The sequence below is a fragment of the Paenibacillus qinlingensis genome (assembly GCF_013204845.1).
In the GTDB taxonomy this organism is placed as follows: Bacteria; Bacillota; Bacilli; order Paenibacillales; family NBRC-103111; genus Paenibacillus_E; species Paenibacillus_E qinlingensis.
Map to the genome: position 1 here is coordinate 191,885 of NZ_JABMKY010000014.1, position 24,260 is coordinate 216,144.

The window sequence follows — 24,260 nt, forward strand, 5'->3', positions numbered from 1 at the left end:
CTTAGTTCCCCTCCACCTTTTCTTGTTTAATGCCATGGGTATCTAAATATTTTTTAATCTCTGCATTTAAAATCCGGCTGACTTCCCCTTGTTTGTTCGGCTTACATTCCGCAATAACTCGTATCTTCAAATCCGTGTTTCCAATCATTTGCACACCAAGCACTTGTGGCGCTTTAACGATACTCTCTGTGCGCTCATGCACTTCAGCGACAACTTCATTTAATAAGACCATCGCACGATCGATATCAGCGTCATACGCGATAGATACATCGACAATAGCAATAGAATTATAAGTGGAAAAGTTGGTCACTTGTTTAATGTTTCCGTTAGGGATGATATGAACCTCACCGGTCCAGCTTTTGATCCGAGTCACGCGAATGCCAATTTCCTCAACAGTCCCTTTGAACTGGTCAATTTGAATAACATCGCCAACGCCGAATTGATCTTCGAAAATAATAAAGAACCCTGTAATAACATCCTTCACCAAACTCTGTGCTCCGAAACCTATCGCCAATCCAAGAACACCTGCACCCGCTAATAATGGACCTAGATTCAATCCTACTTGCCCAAGAATCAACATAATAGCCACTAGATTTACTGTATATGCGATAAGATTATGTACAAGAATAGAAATGGTATTCGATCTTCGTCTATCAATTTTGAGCGGTGACTTCTCTCTCGCAATGACCATATGAGCAATTGTTTTATCCGCAATTTTGATGATAACTCTAGCAATGACATAAATGAGTACGATTTTGAGAGTGATCCAGAATATGGAGGCAATGATTTCAGGTTTACTGATATGTTCCCGAATCCAATGCATCAAATCTTCGAAATATTGTGTTTCGTAATTCACTAGTAAGCCTCCTTACTTTTCTACTATGGTACCATATCCATCTTCTTTTTTAAAATAAATGCCTCTAATCTCGACGTTCTCGCTCTCTATTATCTCTTGAACTCGCACAAGATCTGCTCCTGGAAATTCAATAGAAAGAGCGCATCCTGCTGTAATCTCTTTTGGCGTAGGCCTTATATCGATCTCAATATCCGCATATTCTAGCAGCATCTCAGCTCTCAGTGCTTGTTGAGTAGAATCGAAAGCTAGCAACATAATAGAAAATTCCAGAGAAAGCTCTCCTCTCTACGTATAAATGTACCTCTCTCTCCATATACTAGTAAAAAAGATTTACTACTTTGGAGGGATATCATGAAATTCCATTTCGGATTCGACGGCGATAAAACCCCAGTGCAAGAACCTTTGAAAATTCAACATACCGATTCCAATACACCTCATCTTCTCGCCAAGCATTTGCAAGCGATTTTCAGTAAACTACCAACCTATCAACCTATCGTCGTCATTTGTGTTGGAACGGATCGCTCTACAGGTGATGCTCTCGGACCACTCGTTGGCTCTCATTTAAATCGTACGACCACACTCCGCAATCTTCATTTATTCGGCACCCTGGATGAACCTGTCCATGCTATGAATTTGGCCGAAACAGTTGAAACCATCCACAAGCAATTTCAGAATCCTTTCATCGTCGCTGTTGATGCTTGTTTAGGGCAAGTTGCCAGTGTCGGCTGCATTCAAGTCGCGCATGGACCACTTAAGCCAGGTGCTGGTGTCAATAAAGATCTGCCTCCCGTTGGTGATATTCATGTAACTGGTATCGTGAATGTGGGCGGCTTCATGGAATACTTCGTCTTGCAAAATACACGGCTTAGCCTCGTCATGAATATGGCTACCGTCATTGGCGATGCCCTCTACGCTTCGATCAGACGGACGCAATCTTTTGCACCGAGTGCTACGACTGCTTTAAAGTTTGAGTAAGTGTTTCCTTCTCTTCTGGACTTAACGTGTAACTGGATTGCCCCTTTGCGATCGGCTTCGCATATACATACATTTGCTCTCGACTATGTATTCCCGTAATGATCACACCATCCTGCTCTTCGTTCAGCATCGCCAACGAGAAACTGAGATCACTACCACCTTCATTAAAGGCATTGTAGCGACGAACTTTGATGTTCGATGTCATCTTCTTCATGGACTGATGAATACCAGATATTTGGGCCGAAGCCTTAACGGATTCGGCCTTTTGCTCATTCAAGGCGTTCTGCATATCAATAAGTAATTGTTCCATATTCTCAGCGCTTGTACCATTGATCATCCGAGTATATCGTTTCCGCAAGGATGACAATCGAATCGAAATAATGATAACCATAACCAATAAAACAAGAATGAATGCGAAACAAACTAACATCACATATTCTGCATTCAAGCCAAACAGTTCCCCCATGCCTTATCCCTCTTTCTACTTCGCATATTGCGCTTGAATCTCTTTGACAGCTTCAATGAGTGCTGTTACTTCTTCGTCCGTCGTAAAATAACCGATACTGGACCGCACGGCTCCCTTGGCCAAAGTCCCGGCCACTTCATGTGCTAGCGGTGTACAATGATAACCTGACCGCACAGCAATTTGAAATGACTGATCAAGGATAAAAGCAACTTCCGATGAATCCACATCTTGAATGTTAAAGGAAACGATTCCTGTTTTATTTTGTCCAAGCTTTGGCCCCAGAATCGTAACTCCTTCAATTCCCAGTAGCCCTTCCATTAATTGCTGGGTATGTGCCCATTCTTTCGCATGAATCTTGTCCACGGTTTCCGCTAGGACGAACTTCACACCTTCATTCAACCCAGCGATGCCTGGCGTGTTCTGAGTCCCTGCTTCATAACGATCAGGCCGTACTGTTGGCTGGTGGATGGCCTCCGACTGACTACCCGTCCCACCATGCAGCAACGGCTCCAAATCGATATCCGGATGGATGTATAGCCCACCCGTTCCTTGAGGCCCCAGGAGCCCCTTGTGGCCCGGGAAGGCCAGTATGTCGATATTCATATCTGCGACATGAATAGGCAGTATACCGGCGCTCTGAGCCGCGTCTACAAGCAGTTTCGCGCCGCGACTTCTGCAGATCTCCCCAATCTCTCCAATTGGCATAATGGTGCCAAGTAGATTGGAACTGTGATTTACAACGACAAGTGTTGTATTCGCGCGAAATGCTTCTTTCAAATCTTTTAATTGCACATTCCCCTGCTCATCGTGTTGCAAATAGGTAAGCTCAACGCCTACAGAGGCTTTTAAATATTCTAGCGGCCTTCTCACCGAGTTGTGTTCAACATTGGTACAGATCACATGATCGCCAGGCTTTACAAAACCCTTGATTGCCTGGTTTAGTGCATGTGTCGTATTTAATGCAAATGAAATATCGTTTGGGTTTCTCACACCGAATAATTTAGCTAGATTCTTTCTCGTCTCGAACAACGTACGGCTTGCCTTCACAGCCATCTGATGGCTGCCTCTTCCAGGATTAGCTGCATACTCCTGCATGCATTGCATCATCGCGTCCAACACCGCAGGCGGCTTCGGCCACGAGGATGCGGCTTGATCGAAATACATAACGTCTTTCATATGTCCGTCCCCTTTCGAGAAATCCCTACCCGACAATATACCTAGAAAATATCTTTTCAATTATAAATGGTCAAAAATATAGCATACCCTAGTTTGTTCCTTCTGTTCGAAAGAAAAACATAGGTATGCTAGCAATTTCTAAGAGATTTTACCTTGCAATAATTCTAGCAGTCGGTTGAGATCGTCTTTTGAATAGTAGAGCAACTCGATCTTTCCTTTATCCTGCTGACTCTTAATTTTCACGGATGTCCGATAAATGTCTCGCAATTGCTCTTCTGCTTGATTAATATACGGATCTCTATTTTTTTCTTTTTGCTTTGCCTTTTCCTTTTCAGGGCCAGGTGGTTCTTCTAACATCTTGATTGCTTCTTCAAGTTCTCTAACACTCCATTGTTTAGAGATCGTTGATTCTGCAAGTTCTTTCTTAATCTTATCGTCCTTCACACCAACAATTGCTCTCGCGTGCCCCATGGATAATGTTCCACGTGAAACATATTGTTTGATCGATTCGGGAAGGGAAAGCAATCTTAGGAAATTGGCAATATGGGATCTACTCTTACCAACCTTCGCTGAAAGCTCCTCTTGTGTTAGAGAGAATTGATCAATGATACCTTGGTAGGCAAATGCGATCTCAAGCGCATTAAGATCCTCACGCTGCACGTTCTCAATCAAGGCGATTTCCATGACCTGCTGATCGGATAGAATTCTTTCAACAGCTGGAATAGTTGGTGTTCCTGCAACTTGTGATGCACGGAAACGACGTTCACCCGCAATGATCTCGTAGCCCTTAAGTACCTTCCGAACAATGATTGGCTGAATGACGCCATGTTCCTTGATCGACTCTGAAAGTTCCTTAATGCTATCTTCATTAAAATGCTTTCTAGGCTGATACGGATTGGCTCTTAATTGAGCCAGTGGAATCTGAATGACTTTATCGCTCTCATCAATATGCAAGGACGTAATTAGTGCGTCTAATCCTTTACCTAAACCTTTAGAGAGGCCTTTGGTCATACTGAGATCACTTCCTTAGCAAGTTCTAAATAAACTTCCGCGCCCTTTGATCTAGGATCATACGTAATAATGGATTGCCCATGACTCGGCGCTTCACTCAAACGTACATTACGAGGAATAATCGTTTGATAAACCTTTGTTTGGAAGTACTTTTTAACTTCTTCAATAACTTGAATACCTAAGTTCGTCCTTGCATCAAACATCGTCAATAACACGCCTTCAATTTGAAGTCCTGTATTTAAATGCTTTTGCACCAAGCGCACTGTATTCAGAAGTTGGCTTAAACCTTCTAATGCGTAGTATTCACATTGAATAGGAATGATTACGGAATCCGCGGCAGTTAAAGAATTGATCGTTAAAAGGCCAAGTGATGGAGGGCAATCTATCAAAATATAATCATATAAGTGTTTGACAAGTTGAAGTGACTTCTTTAATCGAACTTCTCTTGAAATGGTTGGAACCAATTCAATCTCTGCACCAGCCAATTGAATCGTAGCCGGAACAATTTTAAGATTCGGTACATTTGTTTCCACTGTTGCATCTTTTGGATGTACGTCATTAATCAATACATCATAAATGCAATTTGTAACATCAGCTTTATTCACACCAATACCACTTGTTGTGTTCCCTTGAGGGTCAATATCAACCAAAAGAACGCGTTTACCAAGCGAAGCTAATGAAGCGCCTAGATTCACAGAAGTCGTCGTCTTGCCGACGCCACCCTTCTGATTCGTTATTGCAATAATTTTAGACAAAACCATTTCACCTCTATCGCTTATGTTCCATAATGCTATTTAACAAGCAGTAGTACTATCTTACCATATCTATCAATCAGTTACCTTATGAATATTTGATAGATTCGTGCCATTAGATGCAAAAAAAACGGCTTGCGCCGTTTTTAGGTAGCAGGAATGCCTAAATTATCGCTTAGGAATCTTAATTATAATTTCGTAATGGTCCTCATGATCTTGTTCTGAGGTATTAATATGTAATCCCGAGCTTGATACCATCTCTACGGATTGACGAATCGTATTGAGAGCAAGTCGAACATCCTTCGTAAAGGAAACACGACGTGACTTCTTAATCTTCGCCGCTTCCTTCAGGAAACTTATTTTGATTTCCGTTTGTTTCACGTTTAATTCTTTAGTTATAATCTCTTCTAGCAATTTGACCTGTTGCTCTTCTTGATCTAAAGCTAATAGAGCCCGTGCGTGACGTTCTGTAATCTTACGTTCCATCAATGCCATTTTAACAGGTTCGCATAATTGTAATAAACGAATTTTATTGGCGATTGTGGATTGGCTTTTGCCCAGTCGTTGTGCAAGACTTTCCTGTGTGAGATCATGCATTTCAATCAGTTGATGGTAAGCTGCAGCCTCTTCTATTGCAGTAAGTCCTTCACGCTGCAGATTTTCAATAAGCGCAATGGATGCCGCTTGTGAATCATTAAAGTCCCGAACAATAGCTGGAATTGTATCAAGCCCTAATTTTTTCACCGCACGCAAACGTCGTTCGCCTGCAATCAACTCAAATGTATTATTTTTGACTCGAACAACGATGGGTTGAATAATACCATGTGTTCGAATGGTTTGGCATAGTTCATCAATACGATCATCATCGAATAAAGTTCTTGGCTGATAGGGACTAGGAATAATACTATTTACGGGTATGTTTTTGACCTCATCCGTCGTTGAACGATCTGCAAGGCCAAATAGCTTCGATATTTGTTCTTTCATAGGAAAACTTACCACCAACTCTTCCCGTAGTTTAAGCGATCAGTACAGTTACAATAAACGGATACAACGCCCTGTACAAGGTAAAAAGATCTTTTCGCCATTCCGAGACGATGTCATTCATGCTGTCTGATTCTAGTAAATTTAATCTATCAATTGCGAATATCCAACCACAACATCACAAATAAAAGGTAAGGCGAAGCCAGCTTATGACCGGCTTTCACCTTATATAGATATTCTCCATCGAAGGCCATAATCCTTCTATTCAACAGATAAGCTGACAAATGTTTCACGTGAAACATTTGTGTTATTTGAAGAGTGGTTCCTTTAAAGGGATCCCAGCTTTTCTAGGATATTTAGCTGGCGTAGCAGCTGTCTTCTGAATCTCAACAAAATGCCTAACGGATTCTTCAATAGGCAAAATCATTCGATTAACCTTCGTTACTTTCCCTCGCAGCTCTACTAAACTAAAGGAAGAGTCTTTAATCTCATCGTCAACATCGGAACCCTTCATCGCAATGAAAGTTCCTCCACTCTTCGCAAATGGAAGACAGAACTCATTTAGTACTTGCAATTTTGCAACAGCTCTAGCTGTTACGAGATCAAAGTGGTCGCGATAACGAGATAATCTAGCAATATCCTCTGCCCTACCGTGTACACAGTCCATATTCGTCAGACCAAGCTGAGAGACAATTTCTTTTAAAAATAGAATACGTTTATTCAGAGAATCAACAATAGTAACTTGAAGATGAGGAAATGCAATTTTAAGAGGTATGCTTGGGAATCCCGCGCCTGACCCGATATCAGCAAGAGATGTAACCTTCCCCATGTCATAATTGAAAGCTACAGAAAGAGAATCATAAAAATGTTTGAGATAAACTTGATCTCTCACTGTAATACCTGTTAAATTCATTTTCTCGTTCCACTCTACGAGTGTCTTATAGTACTGCTCAAACTGCTCTAATTGATGCGTAGAAAGAGTGATATTTTCTTGGGCTAATAACTCTGTGAATTGTTGCTGTGTAGCATCCATATCTTTAACCTCTAGCCGCTATGACTCTGTTGTAATGTTCGAGATAAACAAGCAAGATAGAAATATCCGAAGGTGTAACCCCACTAATCCGAGATGCTTGCCCAATCGATATAGGGCGAATTTTTGCGAGCTTCTGTTTGGCTTCGGTAGCTATCCCATGAATATCACTGTATTCAATATCATCTGGAATCTTTTTCTTTTCCATTTTGCGCAGGCGATCAACTTGATTGCTTTGCTTTTCAATATAACCAGCATATTTCACTTGAATGCCTACTTGCTCCTTCATATCTTCATCTAAGTTAAAAGGAGACATCGTCATTTGTTCAATATGTTTATATTCAATCTCAGGACGACGCAACAAGGAAATTGCAGGAACCGAATTCGTCAATTCCACACTTTCCAAGCTTCGAAGCAATTCCTGAACATGAGGCTCTGGCTTTACCTTCACTTCAGATATACGTTCAATTTCTTGTTCTACCAACGATTTTTTATTCAAAAACTTCGCATAGCGCTCTTCAGATATCAACCCAATTTCATGACCAATTGGTGTCAAACGAAGATCTGCATTGTCATGACGAAGCAACAAGCGATATTCTGCACGTGATGTAAGCAAGCGGTACGGCTCACTAGTTCCTTTTGTCACGAGATCATCAATGAGAACTCCGATATAGCCTTCCGAACGATCCAGAACAATAGCTTCTTTCTCTTGTACTTTACGCGCTGCATTAATCCCTGCCATAACACCTTGACCGGCAGCCTCTTCGTATCCAGAAGTCCCATTAATCTGACCAGCTGTAAATAACCCACTAACCAGCTTCGTTTCTAATGATGGTTTTAATTGTGTTGGTACTACCGCATCATATTCGATGGCATAACCCGTACGCATCATTTCTACTTTTTCTAGACCAGGAATAGAACGCAGGATACCCAACTGGACATCTTCCGGCATACTTGTAGAGAGACCTTGTACATAATACTCTGAAGTACTGTGACCTTCTGGCTCTAGGAAGATTTGATGCTTTGCCTTATCAGCGAAACGAACGATTTTATCTTCAATAGAAGGACAATATCTTGGTCCAGTCCCTTCGATAGCACCTGAGAACATCGGAGCGCGATGGAGGTTATCATTAATAATTTGATGAGTTTCAGCAGATGTATAAGTTAACCAGCAAGGCAATTGTTGATTATGATTAGAACCATACTCCGTTTCGAAAGAGAAAAACTTCGGTTGCTCATCACCAGGCTGAATTTCTGTTTTACTAAAATCAATCGTATCTCCATGAACACGCGGAGGCGTACCTGTCTTGAAACGAACTAGATCGAACCCTAACTTGCGCAAGGACTCGGATAATTTAACGGATGGCTGCTGATTATTAGGCCCACTCTCGTACATCAGTTCGCCCATGATGACTTTACCGCGCAAATACGTCCCCGTTGTCAAAACAACAGATTTTGCGTAATACTCCGCACCAGTTTTTGTAATCAGACCTTTACAAACACCGTTCTCAACGATAAGCTCTTCGGCCATCCCTTGACGCAAAGTCAAATTAGCCGTAGCTTCAATCGTTTCTTTCATTTTGTGCTGATAAGAAAATTTATCCGCTTGAGCGCGCAGTGCATGAACAGCGGGGCCCTTACCTGTATTCAACATACGGAGTTGAATATACGTTTTATCAATATTGCGCCCCATCTCACCACCAAGTGCGTCGATCTCACGAACAACGTGTCCTTTCGCTGGACCACCGATGGATGGGTTACAAGGCATGAAAGCAACCATGTCTAGATTGATCGTTAATAGCAACGTATTACAACCCATGCGAGCTGAAGCTAAGGCTGCCTCACAACCTGCATGACCAGCACCGATAACGATAACGTCATAATTCCCTGCATGATATCCCATAGAAACGTCCCTCCCTCTTTTATGAAAACGCAAATGCTGTCGATTTTCATTTTCCTAAGCAGAATTGTGTAAAAATTTGATCGATTAAGGACTCACCTACAGAATCGCCGATAATCTCCCCTAACTGCTCCCAAGCAGCTCGGATATCAATTTGAATCATATCAATCGGAACATATTGCTCATTGGCATCCAATGCATCCTGCAAGGAACGCTTGGCCTGCTTCAACAAGGAAATATGGCGAACATTACTCACATATGTTAAATCACTAGATTCGAGCTTTCCTTCAAAGAAAATCGCCGCGATCGCTTTTTCCAAATCCTCAATACCTTTATTCTCAATCAGGGACAGTTCTACAATACGTTCTTGTGGGAAATAACTAAGCACCTGATCCACATCTAATTTGCGATCCAAATCAATCTTATTCAGAATAACGATCGTTTGTTTATCCGCCAGCTGCTTCATTAATGCAATCTCGTCGAGTTGAAGCTCATCATTACTATTCAGTACTAGTAAAATGAGATCAGCCTCAGCTAAGGCAGTCTTTGATCGCTCCACACCAATCTGTTCGACAATATCCGAAGTCTCGCGAATACCAGCCGTATCAAGCAGCTTCAGCGGAATACCGCCAATATTAACGAACTCCTCTATGACATCCCGCGTGGTTCCTGGAATATCAGTAACAATTGCTCGATTCTGTTGAGCTAATTCATTTAACAAAGATGACTTCCCAACATTAGGTTTGCCGACAATTGCCGTCTCAATGCCTTCGCGCAAAATTTTGCCTTGCTCTGCGGTCACCAATAAACGATCAATATCCAACATGACCGTATCACACTTCGTTTTGATGAACACATTTGTCATTTCCTCTACATCATGTTCTGGGTAGTCAATATTCACCTCAACATGAGCCATTAACTCCACCAGAATGTAGCGCAAATGCTTAATCTGTTTGGATAAATTACCTTCCACTTGCTTCAAAGCTACTTTGAAGGCTCGATCCGATTTAGCTCGAATTAAGTCAATAACTGCTTCTGCCTGTGTTAAGTCAATACGACCGTTCAAAAAAGCTCGCTTTGTAAACTCACCAGGCTCCGCTAAGCGAACCCCTTGTACTAGCAATAAATCAAGCACCTTCTTAACGGAGACAATCCCTCCGTGACAGCTAATTTCGACTACATCCTCCATAGTAAAGGATCGCGGAGCTTTCATTAACGTAACTAGAACCTCCTCTACCTTTTCGGCGGAAGCAGGTTCTATAATGAATCCATAATGTACCGTATGCGTATCAGCAACAGATAATTTCGTTTTTGAGCGGAAAATACGTTCAACGTATGTGACAGAATCCTCGCCGCTCACACGAATAACCGCTATCCCACCCTCACCAAGCGGTGTAGAAATAGCAGCAATCGTATCATTTAACATAGTATTTGCACCTCGAATTTACCTCATCTTAAAGAAAAAGCAATGACATATGAACTAGGTCATTGCGATCTGTGTTATTTAACAGCGATGACAACCCGACGATTCGGTTCTTCGCCTTTACTGTACGTTTTGATAACGGGATGCCCTTGTAATTCCGCATGAATAATCTTACGTTCTTGCGAATTCATCGGCTCCAAAATAACTTCTTTTTTCGACTTAATCACGCGATTAGCCAGTCTTAACGCCAGCTCTTCCAACGTTTTCTTCCGTCGATCACGGAAATTCTCCGCATCTAAGATGATGCGAAAATGAGAATTCGCATAACGATTACCCACAATATTAACTAAATACTGAAGCGCATCGAGTGTTTGTCCTCTTTTTCCGATCAAAATACCTAATTCCGAGCCACTCATGTTTAAGATATAGCCTTCACGATCTTTATGTGTATCTATGGTGATGGAAATTTGCATCGCTTCGAACATATCTTGTAAGAAAGCTATCGCTTCCTCAAGTGGATCGGGTATCAATTCGAGCTCAACCTTCGCAACTCTGGATCCAATAAACCCGAACAACCCTCGTGAGGGCTGTTCCAAAATATGAATATGTACACGATCCTCCGAAACTTGCCATTGATCTAGACCAGATTTAACTGCTAGCTCAATTGTCTTTCCAGTCACCACGATTTTCTTCATTTCGACAGGCCACCCTTATTATTTTGAGATCCAGGCTTTTTTTGTGAACCAGGAGCACCATAGATGAAATAAGACTGAACGATTGTGAAAATGTTACCGTAAATCCAGTATAGCGGAAGTGCCGATGCAAAATTCATGGACATAACGAAAATCATGACCGGGAAAATGTACATTAAACTTTTCATTTGTTGATTCATTTGGGAAGACATGAACATTTGTTGAATGAACGTCGTAGCCGCGGCAATCAACGGTAAGATGTATAAGTGATCCGGTTTACCAAGATTCAACCATAAGAACGTGTGCTCATGAATCTCTTGATTACGCATAATCGCTTGGTAAAGAGCAATTAGAATTGGCATTTGCACGATGATTGGAAAACAACCTGCTAACGGATTAACACCATTTTGTTGAAATAGTTTCATCGTTTCTTCTTGTTGCTTTTTCGCATCATCTTTATATTTCTCTTTAAGCTTCTTCATTTCAGGCTGCAGATCCTGCATCCGTTTAGAGCTTTTGTATTGCTTAAGCGTAAGCGGCAAAATAATCAATCGAATAATCAATGTAACAACCAAGATGGATAATCCATATTGACCCCAAAGATGATCGGCGAACCAGTCAAGCGTTTGTGAAAGCGGGTACGTAAAGTACTTAGTAAAAAAATTAGCCGTGTTCAGGTCAATTGGCGCAGATGCTGCATTTGACGGGCTACATCCGGACAAAAGTAAAATCACCGAAGACAGTGCTACTAGCATATAAATTCGACGAGTCAAAATGAGATCCTCCTAAATGTCTTTTCCAAGATAAACTATAACACATCTTCAGTCCGCAAGGAAATATTGCGTCACTTTTTTGTGGCGTCATTTTTTTTATATAAAGAAGCTTTACGAATGACATGCCAGATGCTCTTCTCCATGTCTGCGTAAGCCATATCAACAACCGGTTTTCTAGCCAGCAGAATGTAGTCATATTGAGGCGTCATATTTTCTTTTTTCAACCGAATAATTTCTTTCATCATTCGTCTTAATCGATTACGTACAACCGCATTGCCAATTTTCTTGGAAACAGAAACACCAAAACGAAAAACTTCTGCTTTGGGCTGCGGCAAATAATATAGAACGAATTGTTGATTGGCCATCGATTTCCCATAGCGATACACCTTACTAAAGTCTTCCCTTTTTGCTAACCGATATTGTTTCTCCACAGCCATGTACACTCCAGACAGATCACATTCATTAGTTGAAAGAACACTACATATCTAATCTAGTTTTAACAAAACCAGTTCAATGTAAACCGTGCAGCAAAATGCAAAAAAAAAAGCCCCTTTCGGAGCCTCTTCTTACGCGCTAAGAACTTTTCTTCCTTTAAGACGACGAGCTTGTAGAACTTTACGACCGTTCTTCGTGCTCATTCTTTTACGGAAACCATGGTTCTTCTTACGCTTTCTCGTATTCGGGTTAAATGTTGGACCCATCTATAGCACCTCCCTACCTGGCTGAGGATATCCATCCTACAAAATTTCTACTACTCATTAAATCATTTTCACAGAAGAAAGTCAACCTACCCAAGTGTGCAGTATTTGGATCGCAGATTTCCTCGCTACCGACAAAAAGAACAACCTGTGCATAAAGTTTTGACGAGAAAGAACAAACTTTGTCGAAAATCAACAGAATATCAACAATATCTTGTGTTGTGAACAATTTCTACCCACAAGTTGTTGTTATTGTGGATAATGCGAAACAATCCGTTGATTAACAAGGTATCTTTTGTTAAGATAGTAATGTTTCTGCTGTGGATATACACCACTAATCCTCCAAGTTATCAACAACCTGTGGATAACAATGTGCACAAACTTCCCTCTACAAGAATAAGTCATTTCTGCGGATCCTTAGTTATGTGGATAAAACCGACAAAAGTCATCCTTTTTTGACCCCACCAGACACTAGATTCTTTTGGACGATATTTGGGCACACTAAATGCTAACTACTATTCTTCGAGATTCCTACGTGAGTTGTTTGTTTTCACGTTTTATCCATAAATCATAACCATCTTTCCCCTGGCCTATGCCACATGTTTGATTCAAAAGGAGTGAAGTACTGTGGAAGGCCATTCTACGGACCTTTGGCAACAAATTTTAACGATTATTCAAACAAAGCTTAGCAAACCAAGTTTCGATACTTGGCTCAAATCAACGAAGGCAACTGTATTCAATGATTCAACAGTCATTATTTGCGCACCTAATAATTTTGCGCAGGAGTGGCTAGAGAGTAGATACACGAAGCTAATCGAAGGAACGATCTATGATTTTACGGGAAAGCATGTATCCGTTAAATTCATCATCGAAACCGAAGATCAGAAGTCGCAATCGATGCAAGCCATTCAACCGGTTGTCATTCCTCCCAAAGGTCCAGCCATTGTAGCTGGTGAAGAAAACTTTACAAGTATGATGAACGCTAGGTACACATTTGATACCTTCGTCATCGGTTCTGGCAACCGTTTTGCTCACGCAGCTTCCCTTGCAGTAGCTGAAGCGCCGGCCAAAGCGTATAATCCCCTCTTTTTATATGGGGGTGTTGGACTAGGTAAAACTCATCTCATGCATGCGATCGGACATTATGTACTTGAACATAACCCTGGCTCTCGGGTTCTATATATATCCTCCGAAAAGTTTACAAATGAATTTATCAATGCAGTCCGTGATAACCGCGGCGAAGGCTTTCGTAACAAGTATCGAACCATAGATGTACTGCTTATCGATGATATTCAATTCCTTGCGGGGAAAGAAGGAACGCAGGAAGAGTTTTTCCACACATTTAACGCGCTTCATGAGGAAGGAAAACAAATTATTATCTCAAGTGACCGTCCACCCAAAGAGATTCCAACCCTGGAAGATCGGTTACGTTCACGATTTGAATGGGGACTTATTACAGATATTCAACCGCCAGATCTAGAAACACGTATCGCCATTTTACGCAAAAAGGCTAAAGCCGAGAATCTAGAGATTCCGAATGAAGCTATGATCTATATCGCGAACCAAATTGATACGAATATCCGAGAACTCGAGGGCGCATTAATACGTGTTGTAGCGTACTCGTCCCTAATTAATCAAGATATAAGCGTTCATTTAACGGCTGAAGCATTGAAGGATATCATCCCATCGAACCGACCAAGAGTCATTACGATACAGGATATTCAAGCGCGAGTTGGAGAATTCTATGGTTTAAAGCTCGAGGATTTCAAAGCGCGTAAACGAACAAAAGCCGTGGCTTTCCCAAGGCAAGTAGCCATGTACCTTGCACGGGAGCTCACAGACTTCTCTTTGCCGAAAATCGGAGATAATTTTGGGGGTCGCGATCATACGACCGTTATACATGCGCATGAGAAAATTGTACAGCAGCTCAAAGTGGATCAAGAATTATATAAGATTGTCCATAACTTAACGGAACGCATCAAAAACCCCTCTTAATAACATCACATTTTTCATAAGCCTATGCACAATCTATTCACATGTGGATAGGCTTGCTCTATCTCAGGTTCATCCACATATCCACATATCCAGAGCCCCTACTGCTATTACTAATAAAGAATGTTATTATATAATGATTATGCTAACGCGTCGTAAAAAAAGAACTGCAGGAGTGAAGTCATGAAATTAACTATCCTAAAAGACCATTTAATCGAATCCATTGGTCACGTTTCCAAAGCCATATCCTCTCGAACAACGATACCCATTCTTACAGGGATCAAAATAGATGCAACCTTAAGCGGTGTTACGCTAACGGCTAGTGATACCGACATTTCTATTCAGAGCTTTACAGCAAGTGAAAACAGCACAATTAAAATTATTGAACTTATTCAAGCAGGGAGTGTTGTACTTCCCGCTAAATTTTTCGTTGAAATTATTCGTAAGCTGCCAGCACAATTAATCGAAATTGAAGTTAAAGCCAACTTTCAAACGATTATTCGTTCCGGTTCTTCTGAAATTCAAATCATGGGCTTAGATCCAGATGAGTATCCGCTGCTTCCAGAAATCGAAGAAAGCAAAATGCTTCGTCTACCAAGTGATTTGCTTAAAACCATGATTAAACAAACGTCTTATGCTGTATCCACCAATGAATCAACACCTATTCTTACAGGAGTTCTTTGGAACATTTCAGGTGATAAGTTGAAATTTATCGCATGTGATCGTCATCGCCTGGCAAGCAGAGAAGTCACTGTTGATAACGAACAAGCACAAAACCTGCCTAATATCGTTATTTCAGGACGTACACTGAATGAGTTAAGCAAAATTTTGCCTGATCAAAACACCCTTATAGATATAGTTATTGCGGACAATCAAGTTTTATTCAAAATTCAAAACATTTTATTTTATTCGCGTATTTTGGATGGCACATATCCTGATACGTCTAAGCTCATTCCCCAATCCTTTCAAACGGAAATGGTTGTTCCAACGAAAGAATTGGCAGAAGCGATTGATCGTGCCTACCTTCTCTCCAAAGAAGACAAAACGAATATTGTTAAAATGATGATGCTTGAGGACAAAACCATTGAAATCTCATCCAGCTCCTCCGAGCTAGGTAAAGTAACCGAACAAATTGCCCTGCAGCATATTGTTGGTGATTTACTGAAGATTTCGTTTAACTCCAAATATATGTTGGATGCGCTCAAAGTACTCGATTCCGAGTTTATTCAAATTGGATTTACAGGAGCTATGCAGCCCATTATCATGAAACCACAAGATTCCACAAATATTCTTCAGCTGATTTTGCCGTACCGAACAACGAATTAAGGAGTGCGTAACATGAAACAAATAGTTATCAACACTGCATATATTACACTTGGGCAGTTTTTGAAGTTATCGGACTGTATATCCACAGGTGGACAAGCTAAATTTTTTGTTGTGGAAACCAAAATCGAAGTGAACGGGCAAGCTGAAAATCGCAGAGGTCGGAAACTTGTGCCACAGGATATCGTCAAGGTAGAAGGTTTTGGACAATTCGAGGTCATAAGCTCCTGATCGGAATAACCAGGGGGATGATCGGCCATGTTTCTGAATAAACTCGTACTCAGTCATTATAGAAATTACGATCATGTTGAATTAACAACATCGAATAACGTGAATATTTTCGTTGGACCCAATGCGCAAGGTAAAACGAATTTGCTGGAATCCATCTATGTGATGGCCATGACCAAATCGCATCGTACTCACCAGGACAAAGAACTAATTGGCTGGAACGGTGAGCAAACGCTGCTGCATGCAGAGATTCAGAAATTGTACGGCAACTGTAAACTGGATCTCTCCATCTCTTCCAAGGGGAAAAAAGCGAAAATTAATGGTCTTGAGCAGAAAAAGCTCAGTAATTTTATTGGTGCACTGAACGTTGTCATGTTTGCGCCGGAGGATTTAGAGATCGTCAAAGGGACGCCTGGCATAAGACGACGTTTTCTTGATATGGAAATCGGTCAAGTACAGCCTTCCTATATTCACGACTTGTCTCAATATCAGAAAATACTGGTGCAGCGGAATAATTATTTAAAGCAGAATTACCCCGGAAAAAGCACTCCTGACGCCATGTTGGACATCTGGAATGAACAATTAGCACAGTATGGTGTTAAAATTATGAAAAAGCGTCAAAACTTCATAAAGAAGCTTCAAAAATGGGCGGAGAATATCCACAGAGGGATAACGAACGACAGTGAATCATTAGTGATTCGCTACTCCCCTTCTTTTGACATGGAGCCATTTGAAGATGAATCTGTTTTATTAAACCAATTTATGATAAAGTTATCTTTGGTGAAAGATCAGGAATTCCGAAGAGGCGTAACTTTAGTGGGCCCTCATCGTGACGATCTTCTCTTTTACATAAATGACAAAGAAGTCCAAACGTACGGTTCCCAAGGTCAGCAGCGTACAACTGCGCTATCACTCAAGCTAGCAGAAATTGAGCTCATTCACGAGGAAGTTGGTGAGTATCCTCTGCTACTGCTAGATGATGTCCTATCGGAACTGGATGAATATAGACAGACACAGTTAATTCGCACGTTTCAGCAGAAAGTCCAAACGTTTATTACGACAACAGGTCTAGAGAGTGTTCATTTGGACCAACTGGATCATGCTTCCGTGTTTCATGTTTTGAAAGGAAATGTAAGCGGCAGGAGCTGAGAAGCATGTTTATTCATTTGGGTGGAGAGAAAATCATTAGAGCATCTGAATTGATTGCTATATTTGATATTTCGATTGAGAAGTCATCCAAAATATCAAAGCAGTTCATTCAACAAGCATTAAAGGATAAAAGAACGGAGCAAATTGGTGAGGAAGATTGCAAATCGCTAGTCGTTACCAAAAGTAAAGTCTACTATTCCCCCATTTCCTCGACCACGCTCAAGAAAAGAGCCAATCAGTTATTGACGAATTAACTTCTTTTAATATAAAAAAGCAGGTGAAGAGTAGCATGTCTGTGAATCAAAATGCGTACGATGACAGTCAGATTCAGGTTTTGGAAGGTTTAGAAGCCGTTCGCAAAAGACCGGGTATGTATATTGGTTCAACCAGTGCCCGAGGACTTCATCATCTCGTTTGGGAAGTTGTAGATAATAGTATTGACGAAGCTTTGGCCGGATTTTGTACAAAAATTGATGTTATAGTCCATAAAAATAACAGCGTTACCGTTATTGATAACGGACGTGGGATTCCTGTCGGAGAAAATGCGAAACTGAAAAGACCAACGCTTGAAGTTGTACTTACGGTGCTTCATGCAGGGGGGAAATTCGGTGGAGATGATTCCGGTTATAAGGTATCTGGTGGACTACACGGTGTAGGTATTTCCGTAGTTAATGCACTGTCCGAGTTACTGACAGTTCAAGTTAAACGTGAAGGCAAAATTCATGAGCAAGAATACCGCCGCGGTGCGCCCCAGTATGACGTAAAGGTGATCGGTGAAACGGAAGAAACAGGTACGGTAGTCACGTTCCAACCAGATCCGGAAATTTTCAAAGAAACAACAGAATACGATTTCGATACGCTGCAATCCAGAATTCGTGAGCTTGCTTTCTTGAATAAAGGCATTGAGATTAATTTAATTGATGAACGTACGGATACAGTAGCAACGCATATGTACGAAGGTGGTATTGTGTCCTTTGTGCAGCATTTAAATCGCAATCGTGAAGTCGTCAATGAAGTCCCGATCTATGTTGAAGGTGCTAAAGACAATATTTCGATTGAGATTGCGCTACAATACAACGATAGCTATACCGAGAATATTTACTCTTTTGCTAATAATATCAACACACACGAGGGTGGAACGCACGAATCAGGCTTCAAAAGTGCATTGACGCGGATCCTGAATGACTACGCCCGTAAAAATAATTCGATCAAAGAAAGCGACTCGAATCTTTCTGGGGATGACGTGCGCGAGGGTCTTGCTGCGATTATTTCCGTGAAAATTCCAGAGCCACAGTTCGAGGGTCAAACCAAGACAAAGCTTGGTAACAGCGAAGTTCGTGGTATTGTGGAATCGCTTTTCGCAGAGAAACTACAAGAGTTCCTTGAAGAGAATCCTGCTGTAGCTCGGAAAATCCTTGAAAAAGGGATTCAAGCTGCTAGAGCAAGAGAAGCTGCGCGTAAAGCTAGAGAACTGACTCGCCGCAAAAGTGCGCTTGAAGTCAGTGCCCTGCCAGGTAAACTAGCAGATTGCTCTTCCAAAGATGCTTCAATCAGTGAGATTTACATTGTAGAAGGTGACTCTGCAGGTGGTTCAGCTAAGCAAGGTCGTGACCGACACTTCCAAGCGATTCTGCCTCTGCGTGGTAAAATTTTGAATGTAGAAAAGGCTCGTTTGGATCGTATTTTATCCAATACGGAAATTCGTGCGATGATTACGGCTTTCGGCACAGGGATCAGTGATGATTTCGATATTGCCAAAGCACGTTATCACAAAATTATCCTCATGACGGATGCCGATGTGGATGGTGCGCATATTCGTACATTGCTGCTTACCTTCCTATACCGCTATATGAAAAAACTAATTGAGACTGGCTATGTGTATATTGCACAACCACCACTCTTTAAGCTTGAGCGTAATAAAACAATTCGCTATGCGTATAACGAAAAGCAACGTGAAGTCATTATGCAAGAGTTTGGTGAAGGCGTGAAAGTCAATGTCCAACGGTATAAAGGACTTGGTGAGATGAATCCGGGGCAGCTGTGGGAAACGACCATGGATCCGGAAAGCCGTACACTTCTGCAAGTGACGATCGAAGATGCTATAGAAGCAGATACACTCTTTGATTCATTGATGGGCGATAATGTAGAGCCGAGACGTGATTTTATCGAGGAACATGCGAAATACGTGAAAAATTTAGATATCTAACGTCGTCCGAGACGTTGCAAACGATGTAAGCTTTCAGGAGGAACATTCATGAGCGAAGAATTACATTCGCAAGTCAAAGAAATTGACATTTCGACCGAAATGCGTACATCCTTCTTAGACTATGCGATGAGTATCATTGTCAGTCGCGCACTGCCAGATGTTAGAGACGGTCTGAAGCCGGTTCATCGTCGTATCTTGTTTGCGATGTCTGAACTAGGTATGTCTCCAGATAAGCCACATAAGAAATCAGCGAGAATCGTTGGTGAAGTTATCGGTAAGTATCATCCACACGGTGATACTGCTGTATACGAAACCATGGTTCGGATGGCACAAGATTTCTCCCTGCGTTATATGCTTGTTGATGGACATGGGAACTTTGGATCGATTGACGGCGATATGGCAGCAGCTATGCGTTATACCGAGGCTCGTTTATCGAAGATTGCTATGGAGCTTCTTCGTGATATTAACCGCGAGACTATTGATTACAAACCAAACTACGATGGCGAAGAAAATGAACCCGTTGTTCTTCCTTCTCGTTTCCCGAACTTACTTGTTAACGGTAGTTCAGGGATTGCCGTAGGTATGGCAACGAATATTCCTCCACATAACCTAAGAGAGGTTATCGAGGGTATTCAGATGATGATCGAAAATCCAGATGTCACGCCTATGGAATTAATGCAAGCTATCAAAGGACCTGATTTCCCAACGGCCGGATTCATTCTTGGACGCGAGGGCATCAGATCAGCCTATACCACAGGTAGAGGCTCCGTTACGATGAGAGCTAGAACGGTCATTGAAGAGAATAATAATAAGGCTAGAATCATCGTGAATGAGCTGCCTTATCAAGTAAATAAAGCAAGATTAGTAGAGAAAATTGCTGAGCTTGTACGTGAGAAGAAGATTGATGGCATCACAGATCTTCGAGATGAGTCAGATCGTAACGGGATGCGTGTAGTTATTGAGCTGCGACGCGATGTTAATCCTAACGTTGTTCTGAACAACTTGTTCAAGCAGACAGCTATGCAGTCCAATTTTGGAATCATTATGCTCGCTCTCGTCAACGGAGAACCAAAAGTTTTGAATCTTCGTGAGATGCTGCATTATTATCTTAAACATCAGCAAGAAGTTATTCGTCGTAGAACCGAATTTGATCTGCGCAAAGCGGAAGCGAGAGCGCACATCTTAGAAGGTTTGCGAATTGCACTTGATCACTTGGATCAAGTCATTGCGCTAATTCGCTCTTCTCGTACAACGGATGAAGCGAGAGAAGGACTCATGTCGACATTTAGTCTGAGCCTAGATCAAGCACAAGCCATTCTCGATATGCGTTTACAGCGTTTGACTGGTTTGGAACGTGAGAAGATTGAAGCTGAATATGCCGAACTCATGAAGAGAATTGCTGAACTTAAAGCGATTCTTGCCGATGAGCAATTAATTCTTGGGATTATTAGTGAAGAACTGAATGAAATTAAAGAAAAGTTCGGTGATGACCGACGTTCTGAAATTACAGTTGGTGAAGAAAGCATTGAAGATGAAGACCTTATCCCACGTGAAGATGTCGTTATTACAATCACGCACACTGGCTACATTAAGCGCCTACCGGTTACGACATATCGGAACCAGAAGCGTGGAGGACGCGGTGTAGTTGGTATGGATACGAAAGATAATGACTTCGTCGAACATTTGTTCGTTACGAATACACATCATTATCTCATGTTCTTTACGAATAAAGGTAAAGTATACCGTTTGAAAGCTTACGAGATTCCAGATTTGAGCCGTACAGCTCGTGGGACACCAATTATTAATTTGATTCAAATCGAACAAGGGGAAACCGTAAATGCGGTGATTCCTGTTGAAAGCTTTGAAACAGAGCAGTATCTCTTCTTTGCAACGAAGCAAGGGGTTGTTAAGAAAACACCGATTGATGATTACTCAAACATTCGTAAAGGTGGTTTAATCGCCATTAATTTACGAGAAGATGATGATCTTATTGGTGTGAAACTTACAGACGGTAACCAGGGCATTATTATGGGGACTAAGCTAGGGATGTCCATTCACTTCCCTGAGAGCGATGTGCGTTCGATGGGTAGATCAGCTACGGGAGTAAAAGGTATTCACTTGGATGATGAGGATGCTGTTATTGATATGGACGTTGTTCATGAAGATAATAGTGTACTAATCGTAACATCCAAAGGCTTCGGTAAGCGGACACCTGTTTCCGAGTATCGGATTCAGTCACGTGGCGGTAAAGGGATTAAGACTCTAAATGTCACGGAGAAGAACGGTCCGATTGTTGGTCTTAAAGTCGTGCAAGAAGATGAGGATCTGATGATTATTTCAGCATCTGGTACTGTCATCCGTACGAGCATGGACGGCATATCTGTCATGGGGCGTAATACACAAGGTGTTCGTCTCATTAACATACGTGAAGATGACGAAGTAGGGACGTTGGCTCGCGTTCAGAAGAATGAAGAACAGAACGAGTCTGAGGAAGACGGCGACTGGGAAGAGTCAGCAGAAGCAACAGAGTCAGAGGAATAAAATGTAGGGATGGGGGCTTACAAACCCATCCCTTTTACTTTACAATATGAAGTATTCGAAATAGTAAGGTGAGTGAGTGACCGTGCCGACAGTAGCCGTTTCGCAAATAAAATATGGTGAAAGATTAGGCGATAATGTAACAACTAAGATGGGTAATACACTTTTTCATAAAGGAAGAGTCATTCAGGAGAGGGAACTTGAAATTCTCAGGGCATTTCTCATTTCTTCTGTTTATATTGAGTCCAAGAACAGCGATGAAGTAGAACAAGAGAGTGAAGGGCCTAAAGTTAAAGAAGTTGAGGCAGTTCATCCCTTTTATGTGGAATATCAGAATATGGTGAAACTGCTCAAGAGAGTATTCCTTCTTGCTAATGGTGGACAACAGCTTCCTATCTTAGAAATTCGAACAGGCCTCGAAACGCTTATTCGACATATTGATGCTTACAAAGTGCTCACATTCACACCTAAGAATCGGAATCTACATGAGTATATTCATCATAAAAGTATTTTAGTAAGCTTAACTTCATACTCCTTAGCAAGATGGGCAGGTCTTCCGCAGAAAGATTTACTTCAAATAGCAATGGCAGGTCTACTTCACGATATTGGTACCAGCAAAGTAGATCGCGCACTTCTGGAGAAGAAGACTCCCTTAAATGCATCAGAAATGGACGAGATTAAGCAACACACATTGATTGGCTATCAAATTCTCAAGAATATGTCTGGCATTAATGAAGGTGTAAAACTAACAGCCCTTCAACATCATGAAAGAGAAGATGGTTCAGGCTATCCACTCGGCGTTAAGTCAGACAAGATTCATGTATATGCCAAAATTGTTGCTATTGCTGACATCTATAACGCGATGACGAATGAGCGTTATTACAAAGCTGCTTTATCTCCTTATGTAGTATTAGAGCAGTTGCTGAACGAGTCCTTCGGTAAAGTAGATCCTACACTCGTCCAAGTCTTTATGAACAAATCTACGCAAATTAGTAACGGAACGCTTGTGAAACTAAGTGACAACCGTGTAGGTGAGATTGTGTTCTCTGATCGCTCACATCCTACAAGACCATGGGTTAATGTAAATGGTACAATTGTTAACTTAACCGTTGAAAGAAATCTATTCATACAAGATGTGATCAGCACCATATAAAATATTCTAGTCAACCTTCACTCGCTGAGAGTGAGGTTTTTTTATATATTGGTTAATTAATAATATATTGAAAATAAAACTTGCAATCCTTTTAGCTATTTGTTATATTACTCCTTGTCGCTTTGGCGGTCGAACGAAAGAACGAAAGAAATTAAAAAAAGTTCTTGCAATCGAGTAGGCCGATGTGGTATATTGATCAAGTCGCCTTTGAGGGGCGAAGGATTAATAAGGAAATAATTGATCTTTGAAAACTGAACAACGAGTGAGTAAGCACAGTCGAGTAATCGACTATAAAAGAGATTGCGAAATCTCGCTAGCTTCAAATGAGCAAGTCATCTTTCTACTATGGAGAGTTTGATCCTGGCTCAGGACGAACGCTGGCGGCGTGCCTAATACATGCAAGTCGAGCGGGTTTATCCTTCGGGATAAGCTAGCGGCGGACGGGTGAGTAACACGTAGGTAACCTGCCTTTAAGACTGGGATAACTATCGGAAACGATAGCTAAGACCGGATAACTGGTTTTCTCGCATGAGAGAATCATAAAACACGGAGCAATCTGTGGCTTGAAGATGGGCCTGCGGCGCATTAGCTAGTTGGTGAGGTAACGGCTCACCAAGGCGACGATGCGTAGCCGACCTGAGAGGGTGAACGGCCACACTGGGACTGAGACACGGCCCAGACTCCTACGGGAGGCAGCAGTAGGGAATCTTCCGCAATGGACGCAAGTCTGACGGAGCAACGCCGCGTGAGTGATGAAGGTTTTCGGATCGTAAAGCTCTGTTGCCCTAGACGAACAGCAAGGAGAGTAACTGCTCTTTGTGTGACGGTATAGGAGAAGAAAGCCCCGGCTAACTACGTGCCAGCAGCCGCGGTAATACGTAGGGGGCAAGCGTTGTCCGGAATTATTGGGCGTAAAGCGCGCGCAGGCGGTCATTTAA

The 24,260-nt window shown here is 41.6% G+C and carries 23 protein-coding genes and 1 rRNA gene; 10 read left to right on the forward strand and 14 right to left on the reverse strand.

Annotated elements, in window-relative coordinates:
• Position 1: 1 nt before the first annotated feature.
• Together HQN88_RS23390 and HQN88_RS23395 are read right to left on the reverse strand one after the other, a co-directional pair.
• On the reverse strand, positions 2 to 856 hold the full coding sequence (locus tag HQN88_RS23390; RefSeq protein ID WP_274319856.1) for a mechanosensitive ion channel family protein: 855 nt from the start codon (positions 854 to 856) through the stop codon (positions 2 to 4).
• Positions 857 to 868: 12 nt separating this feature from the next.
• Entirely contained in the window at positions 869 to 1,111 is a 243-nt protein-coding gene (locus HQN88_RS23395) for a putative Se/S carrier protein (RefSeq protein WP_063868179.1), read from the reverse strand.
• A gap of 96 nt (positions 1,112 to 1,207) precedes the next feature.
• Between HQN88_RS23395 and yyaC the strand changes: the two genes are divergently transcribed.
• The gene (yyaC, locus tag HQN88_RS23400) at positions 1,208 to 1,831 is read left to right on the forward strand and encodes a spore protease YyaC (protein WP_173117054.1); all 624 of its coding nucleotides are present in this window, start codon (positions 1,208 to 1,210) and stop codon (positions 1,829 to 1,831) included.
• Here yyaC and HQN88_RS23405 read toward each other — a convergent pair.
• The 12 genes from HQN88_RS23405 to rpmH all read right to left on the reverse strand — a co-directional run bounded on the left by HQN88_RS23405 (position 1,806) and on the right by rpmH (position 12,736).
• Complete coding sequence (locus HQN88_RS23405) at positions 1,806 to 2,297, reverse strand: DUF4446 family protein (protein WP_173117056.1); 492 nt, start codon at positions 2,295 to 2,297, stop codon at positions 1,806 to 1,808. The two genes, yyaC and HQN88_RS23405, sit on opposite strands and share 26 nt — an antisense overlap.
• A 15-nt stretch (positions 2,298 to 2,312) precedes the next feature.
• The gene (locus tag HQN88_RS23410; protein ID WP_173117058.1) at positions 2,313 to 3,473 is read right to left on the reverse strand and encodes an aminotransferase class V-fold PLP-dependent enzyme; all 1,161 of its coding nucleotides are present in this window, start codon (positions 3,471 to 3,473) and stop codon (positions 2,313 to 2,315) included.
• Positions 3,474 to 3,611: 138 nt separating this feature from the next.
• Complete coding sequence (locus tag HQN88_RS23415; RefSeq protein ID WP_056622671.1) at positions 3,612 to 4,484, reverse strand: ParB/RepB/Spo0J family partition protein; 873 nt, start codon at positions 4,482 to 4,484, stop codon at positions 3,612 to 3,614.
• On the reverse strand, positions 4,481 to 5,239 hold the full coding sequence (locus HQN88_RS23420) for a ParA family protein (RefSeq protein ID WP_056622827.1): 759 nt from the start codon (positions 5,237 to 5,239) through the stop codon (positions 4,481 to 4,483). The genes HQN88_RS23415 and HQN88_RS23420 overlap by 4 nt, the downstream gene beginning before the upstream one ends.
• Before the next feature lie 165 nt (positions 5,240 to 5,404).
• Positions 5,405 to 6,220 (reverse strand): nucleoid occlusion protein, encoded by an 816-nt coding sequence (gene noc, locus HQN88_RS23425; RefSeq protein WP_056622673.1) that lies wholly within the window; start codon positions 6,218 to 6,220, stop codon positions 5,405 to 5,407.
• A gap of 304 nt (positions 6,221 to 6,524) precedes the next feature.
• Positions 6,525 to 7,250, reverse strand: a complete 726-nt coding sequence (gene rsmG, locus HQN88_RS23430) for a 16S rRNA (guanine(527)-N(7))-methyltransferase RsmG (RefSeq protein WP_173117060.1) — start codon at positions 7,248 to 7,250, stop codon at positions 6,525 to 6,527.
• Positions 7,251 to 7,254: 4 nt separating this feature from the next.
• Positions 7,255 to 9,150, reverse strand: coding sequence for a tRNA uridine-5-carboxymethylaminomethyl(34) synthesis enzyme MnmG (gene mnmG / locus HQN88_RS23435; RefSeq protein WP_173117062.1), 1,896 nt, complete (start codon positions 9,148 to 9,150; stop codon positions 7,255 to 7,257).
• A gap of 46 nt (positions 9,151 to 9,196) precedes the next feature.
• Complete coding sequence (gene mnmE / locus HQN88_RS23440; protein ID WP_173117064.1) at positions 9,197 to 10,573, reverse strand: tRNA uridine-5-carboxymethylaminomethyl(34) synthesis GTPase MnmE; 1,377 nt, start codon at positions 10,571 to 10,573, stop codon at positions 9,197 to 9,199.
• A gap of 74 nt (positions 10,574 to 10,647) precedes the next feature.
• Positions 10,648 to 11,265, reverse strand: a complete 618-nt coding sequence (jag, locus tag HQN88_RS23445) for an RNA-binding cell elongation regulator Jag/EloR (RefSeq protein WP_057314190.1) — start codon at positions 11,263 to 11,265, stop codon at positions 10,648 to 10,650.
• Positions 11,262 to 12,035, reverse strand: a complete 774-nt coding sequence (gene yidC / locus HQN88_RS23450; protein WP_068667027.1) for a membrane protein insertase YidC — start codon at positions 12,033 to 12,035, stop codon at positions 11,262 to 11,264. The genes jag and yidC overlap by 4 nt, the downstream gene beginning before the upstream one ends.
• A gap of 71 nt (positions 12,036 to 12,106) precedes the next feature.
• Positions 12,107 to 12,466 (reverse strand): ribonuclease P protein component, encoded by a 360-nt coding sequence (rnpA, locus tag HQN88_RS23455; RefSeq protein ID WP_173117102.1) that lies wholly within the window; start codon positions 12,464 to 12,466, stop codon positions 12,107 to 12,109.
• A 135-nt stretch (positions 12,467 to 12,601) separates the two neighbouring features.
• Complete coding sequence (gene rpmH, locus HQN88_RS23460) at positions 12,602 to 12,736, reverse strand: 50S ribosomal protein L34 (RefSeq protein ID WP_028557239.1); 135 nt, start codon at positions 12,734 to 12,736, stop codon at positions 12,602 to 12,604.
• Between the two features lie 624 nt (positions 12,737 to 13,360).
• Between rpmH and dnaA the strand changes: the two genes are divergently transcribed.
• The 9 genes from dnaA to HQN88_RS23505 form a co-directional block, all read left to right on the forward strand.
• The gene (gene dnaA / locus HQN88_RS23465; protein ID WP_056622690.1) at positions 13,361 to 14,728 is read left to right on the forward strand and encodes a chromosomal replication initiator protein DnaA; all 1,368 of its coding nucleotides are present in this window, start codon (positions 13,361 to 13,363) and stop codon (positions 14,726 to 14,728) included.
• 180 nt (positions 14,729 to 14,908) lie between these two features.
• Positions 14,909 to 16,051, forward strand: coding sequence for a DNA polymerase III subunit beta (dnaN, locus tag HQN88_RS23470; RefSeq protein ID WP_173117066.1), 1,143 nt, complete (start codon positions 14,909 to 14,911; stop codon positions 16,049 to 16,051).
• 12 nt (positions 16,052 to 16,063) lie between these two features.
• The gene (gene yaaA, locus HQN88_RS23475; RefSeq protein WP_056622694.1) at positions 16,064 to 16,279 is read left to right on the forward strand and encodes a S4 domain-containing protein YaaA; all 216 of its coding nucleotides are present in this window, start codon (positions 16,064 to 16,066) and stop codon (positions 16,277 to 16,279) included.
• A gap of 27 nt (positions 16,280 to 16,306) precedes the next feature.
• Positions 16,307 to 17,425, forward strand: coding sequence for a DNA replication/repair protein RecF (recF, locus tag HQN88_RS23480; protein WP_173117068.1), 1,119 nt, complete (start codon positions 16,307 to 16,309; stop codon positions 17,423 to 17,425).
• A 5-nt stretch (positions 17,426 to 17,430) separates the two neighbouring features.
• On the forward strand, positions 17,431 to 17,679 hold the full coding sequence (gene remB / locus HQN88_RS23485; protein WP_173117070.1) for an extracellular matrix regulator RemB: 249 nt from the start codon (positions 17,431 to 17,433) through the stop codon (positions 17,677 to 17,679).
• Between the two features lie 35 nt (positions 17,680 to 17,714).
• Positions 17,715 to 19,631 carry a DNA topoisomerase (ATP-hydrolyzing) subunit B gene (gene gyrB, locus HQN88_RS23490; RefSeq protein WP_173117072.1) on the forward strand — a complete coding sequence of 639 codons (1,917 nt, stop codon included), beginning with the start codon at positions 17,715 to 17,717 and terminating at the stop codon, positions 19,629 to 19,631.
• A gap of 48 nt (positions 19,632 to 19,679) precedes the next feature.
• Positions 19,680 to 22,172 (forward strand): DNA gyrase subunit A, encoded by a 2,493-nt coding sequence (gene gyrA, locus HQN88_RS23495; RefSeq protein ID WP_173117074.1) that lies wholly within the window; start codon positions 19,680 to 19,682, stop codon positions 22,170 to 22,172.
• Positions 22,173 to 22,254: 82 nt separating this feature from the next.
• Entirely contained in the window at positions 22,255 to 23,322 is a 1,068-nt protein-coding gene (locus HQN88_RS23500) for an HD-GYP domain-containing protein (RefSeq protein WP_173117076.1), read from the forward strand.
• Positions 23,323 to 23,664: 342 nt separating this feature from the next.
• Positions 23,665 to 24,260, forward strand: a 16S ribosomal RNA gene (locus HQN88_RS23505); the annotation flags it as partial.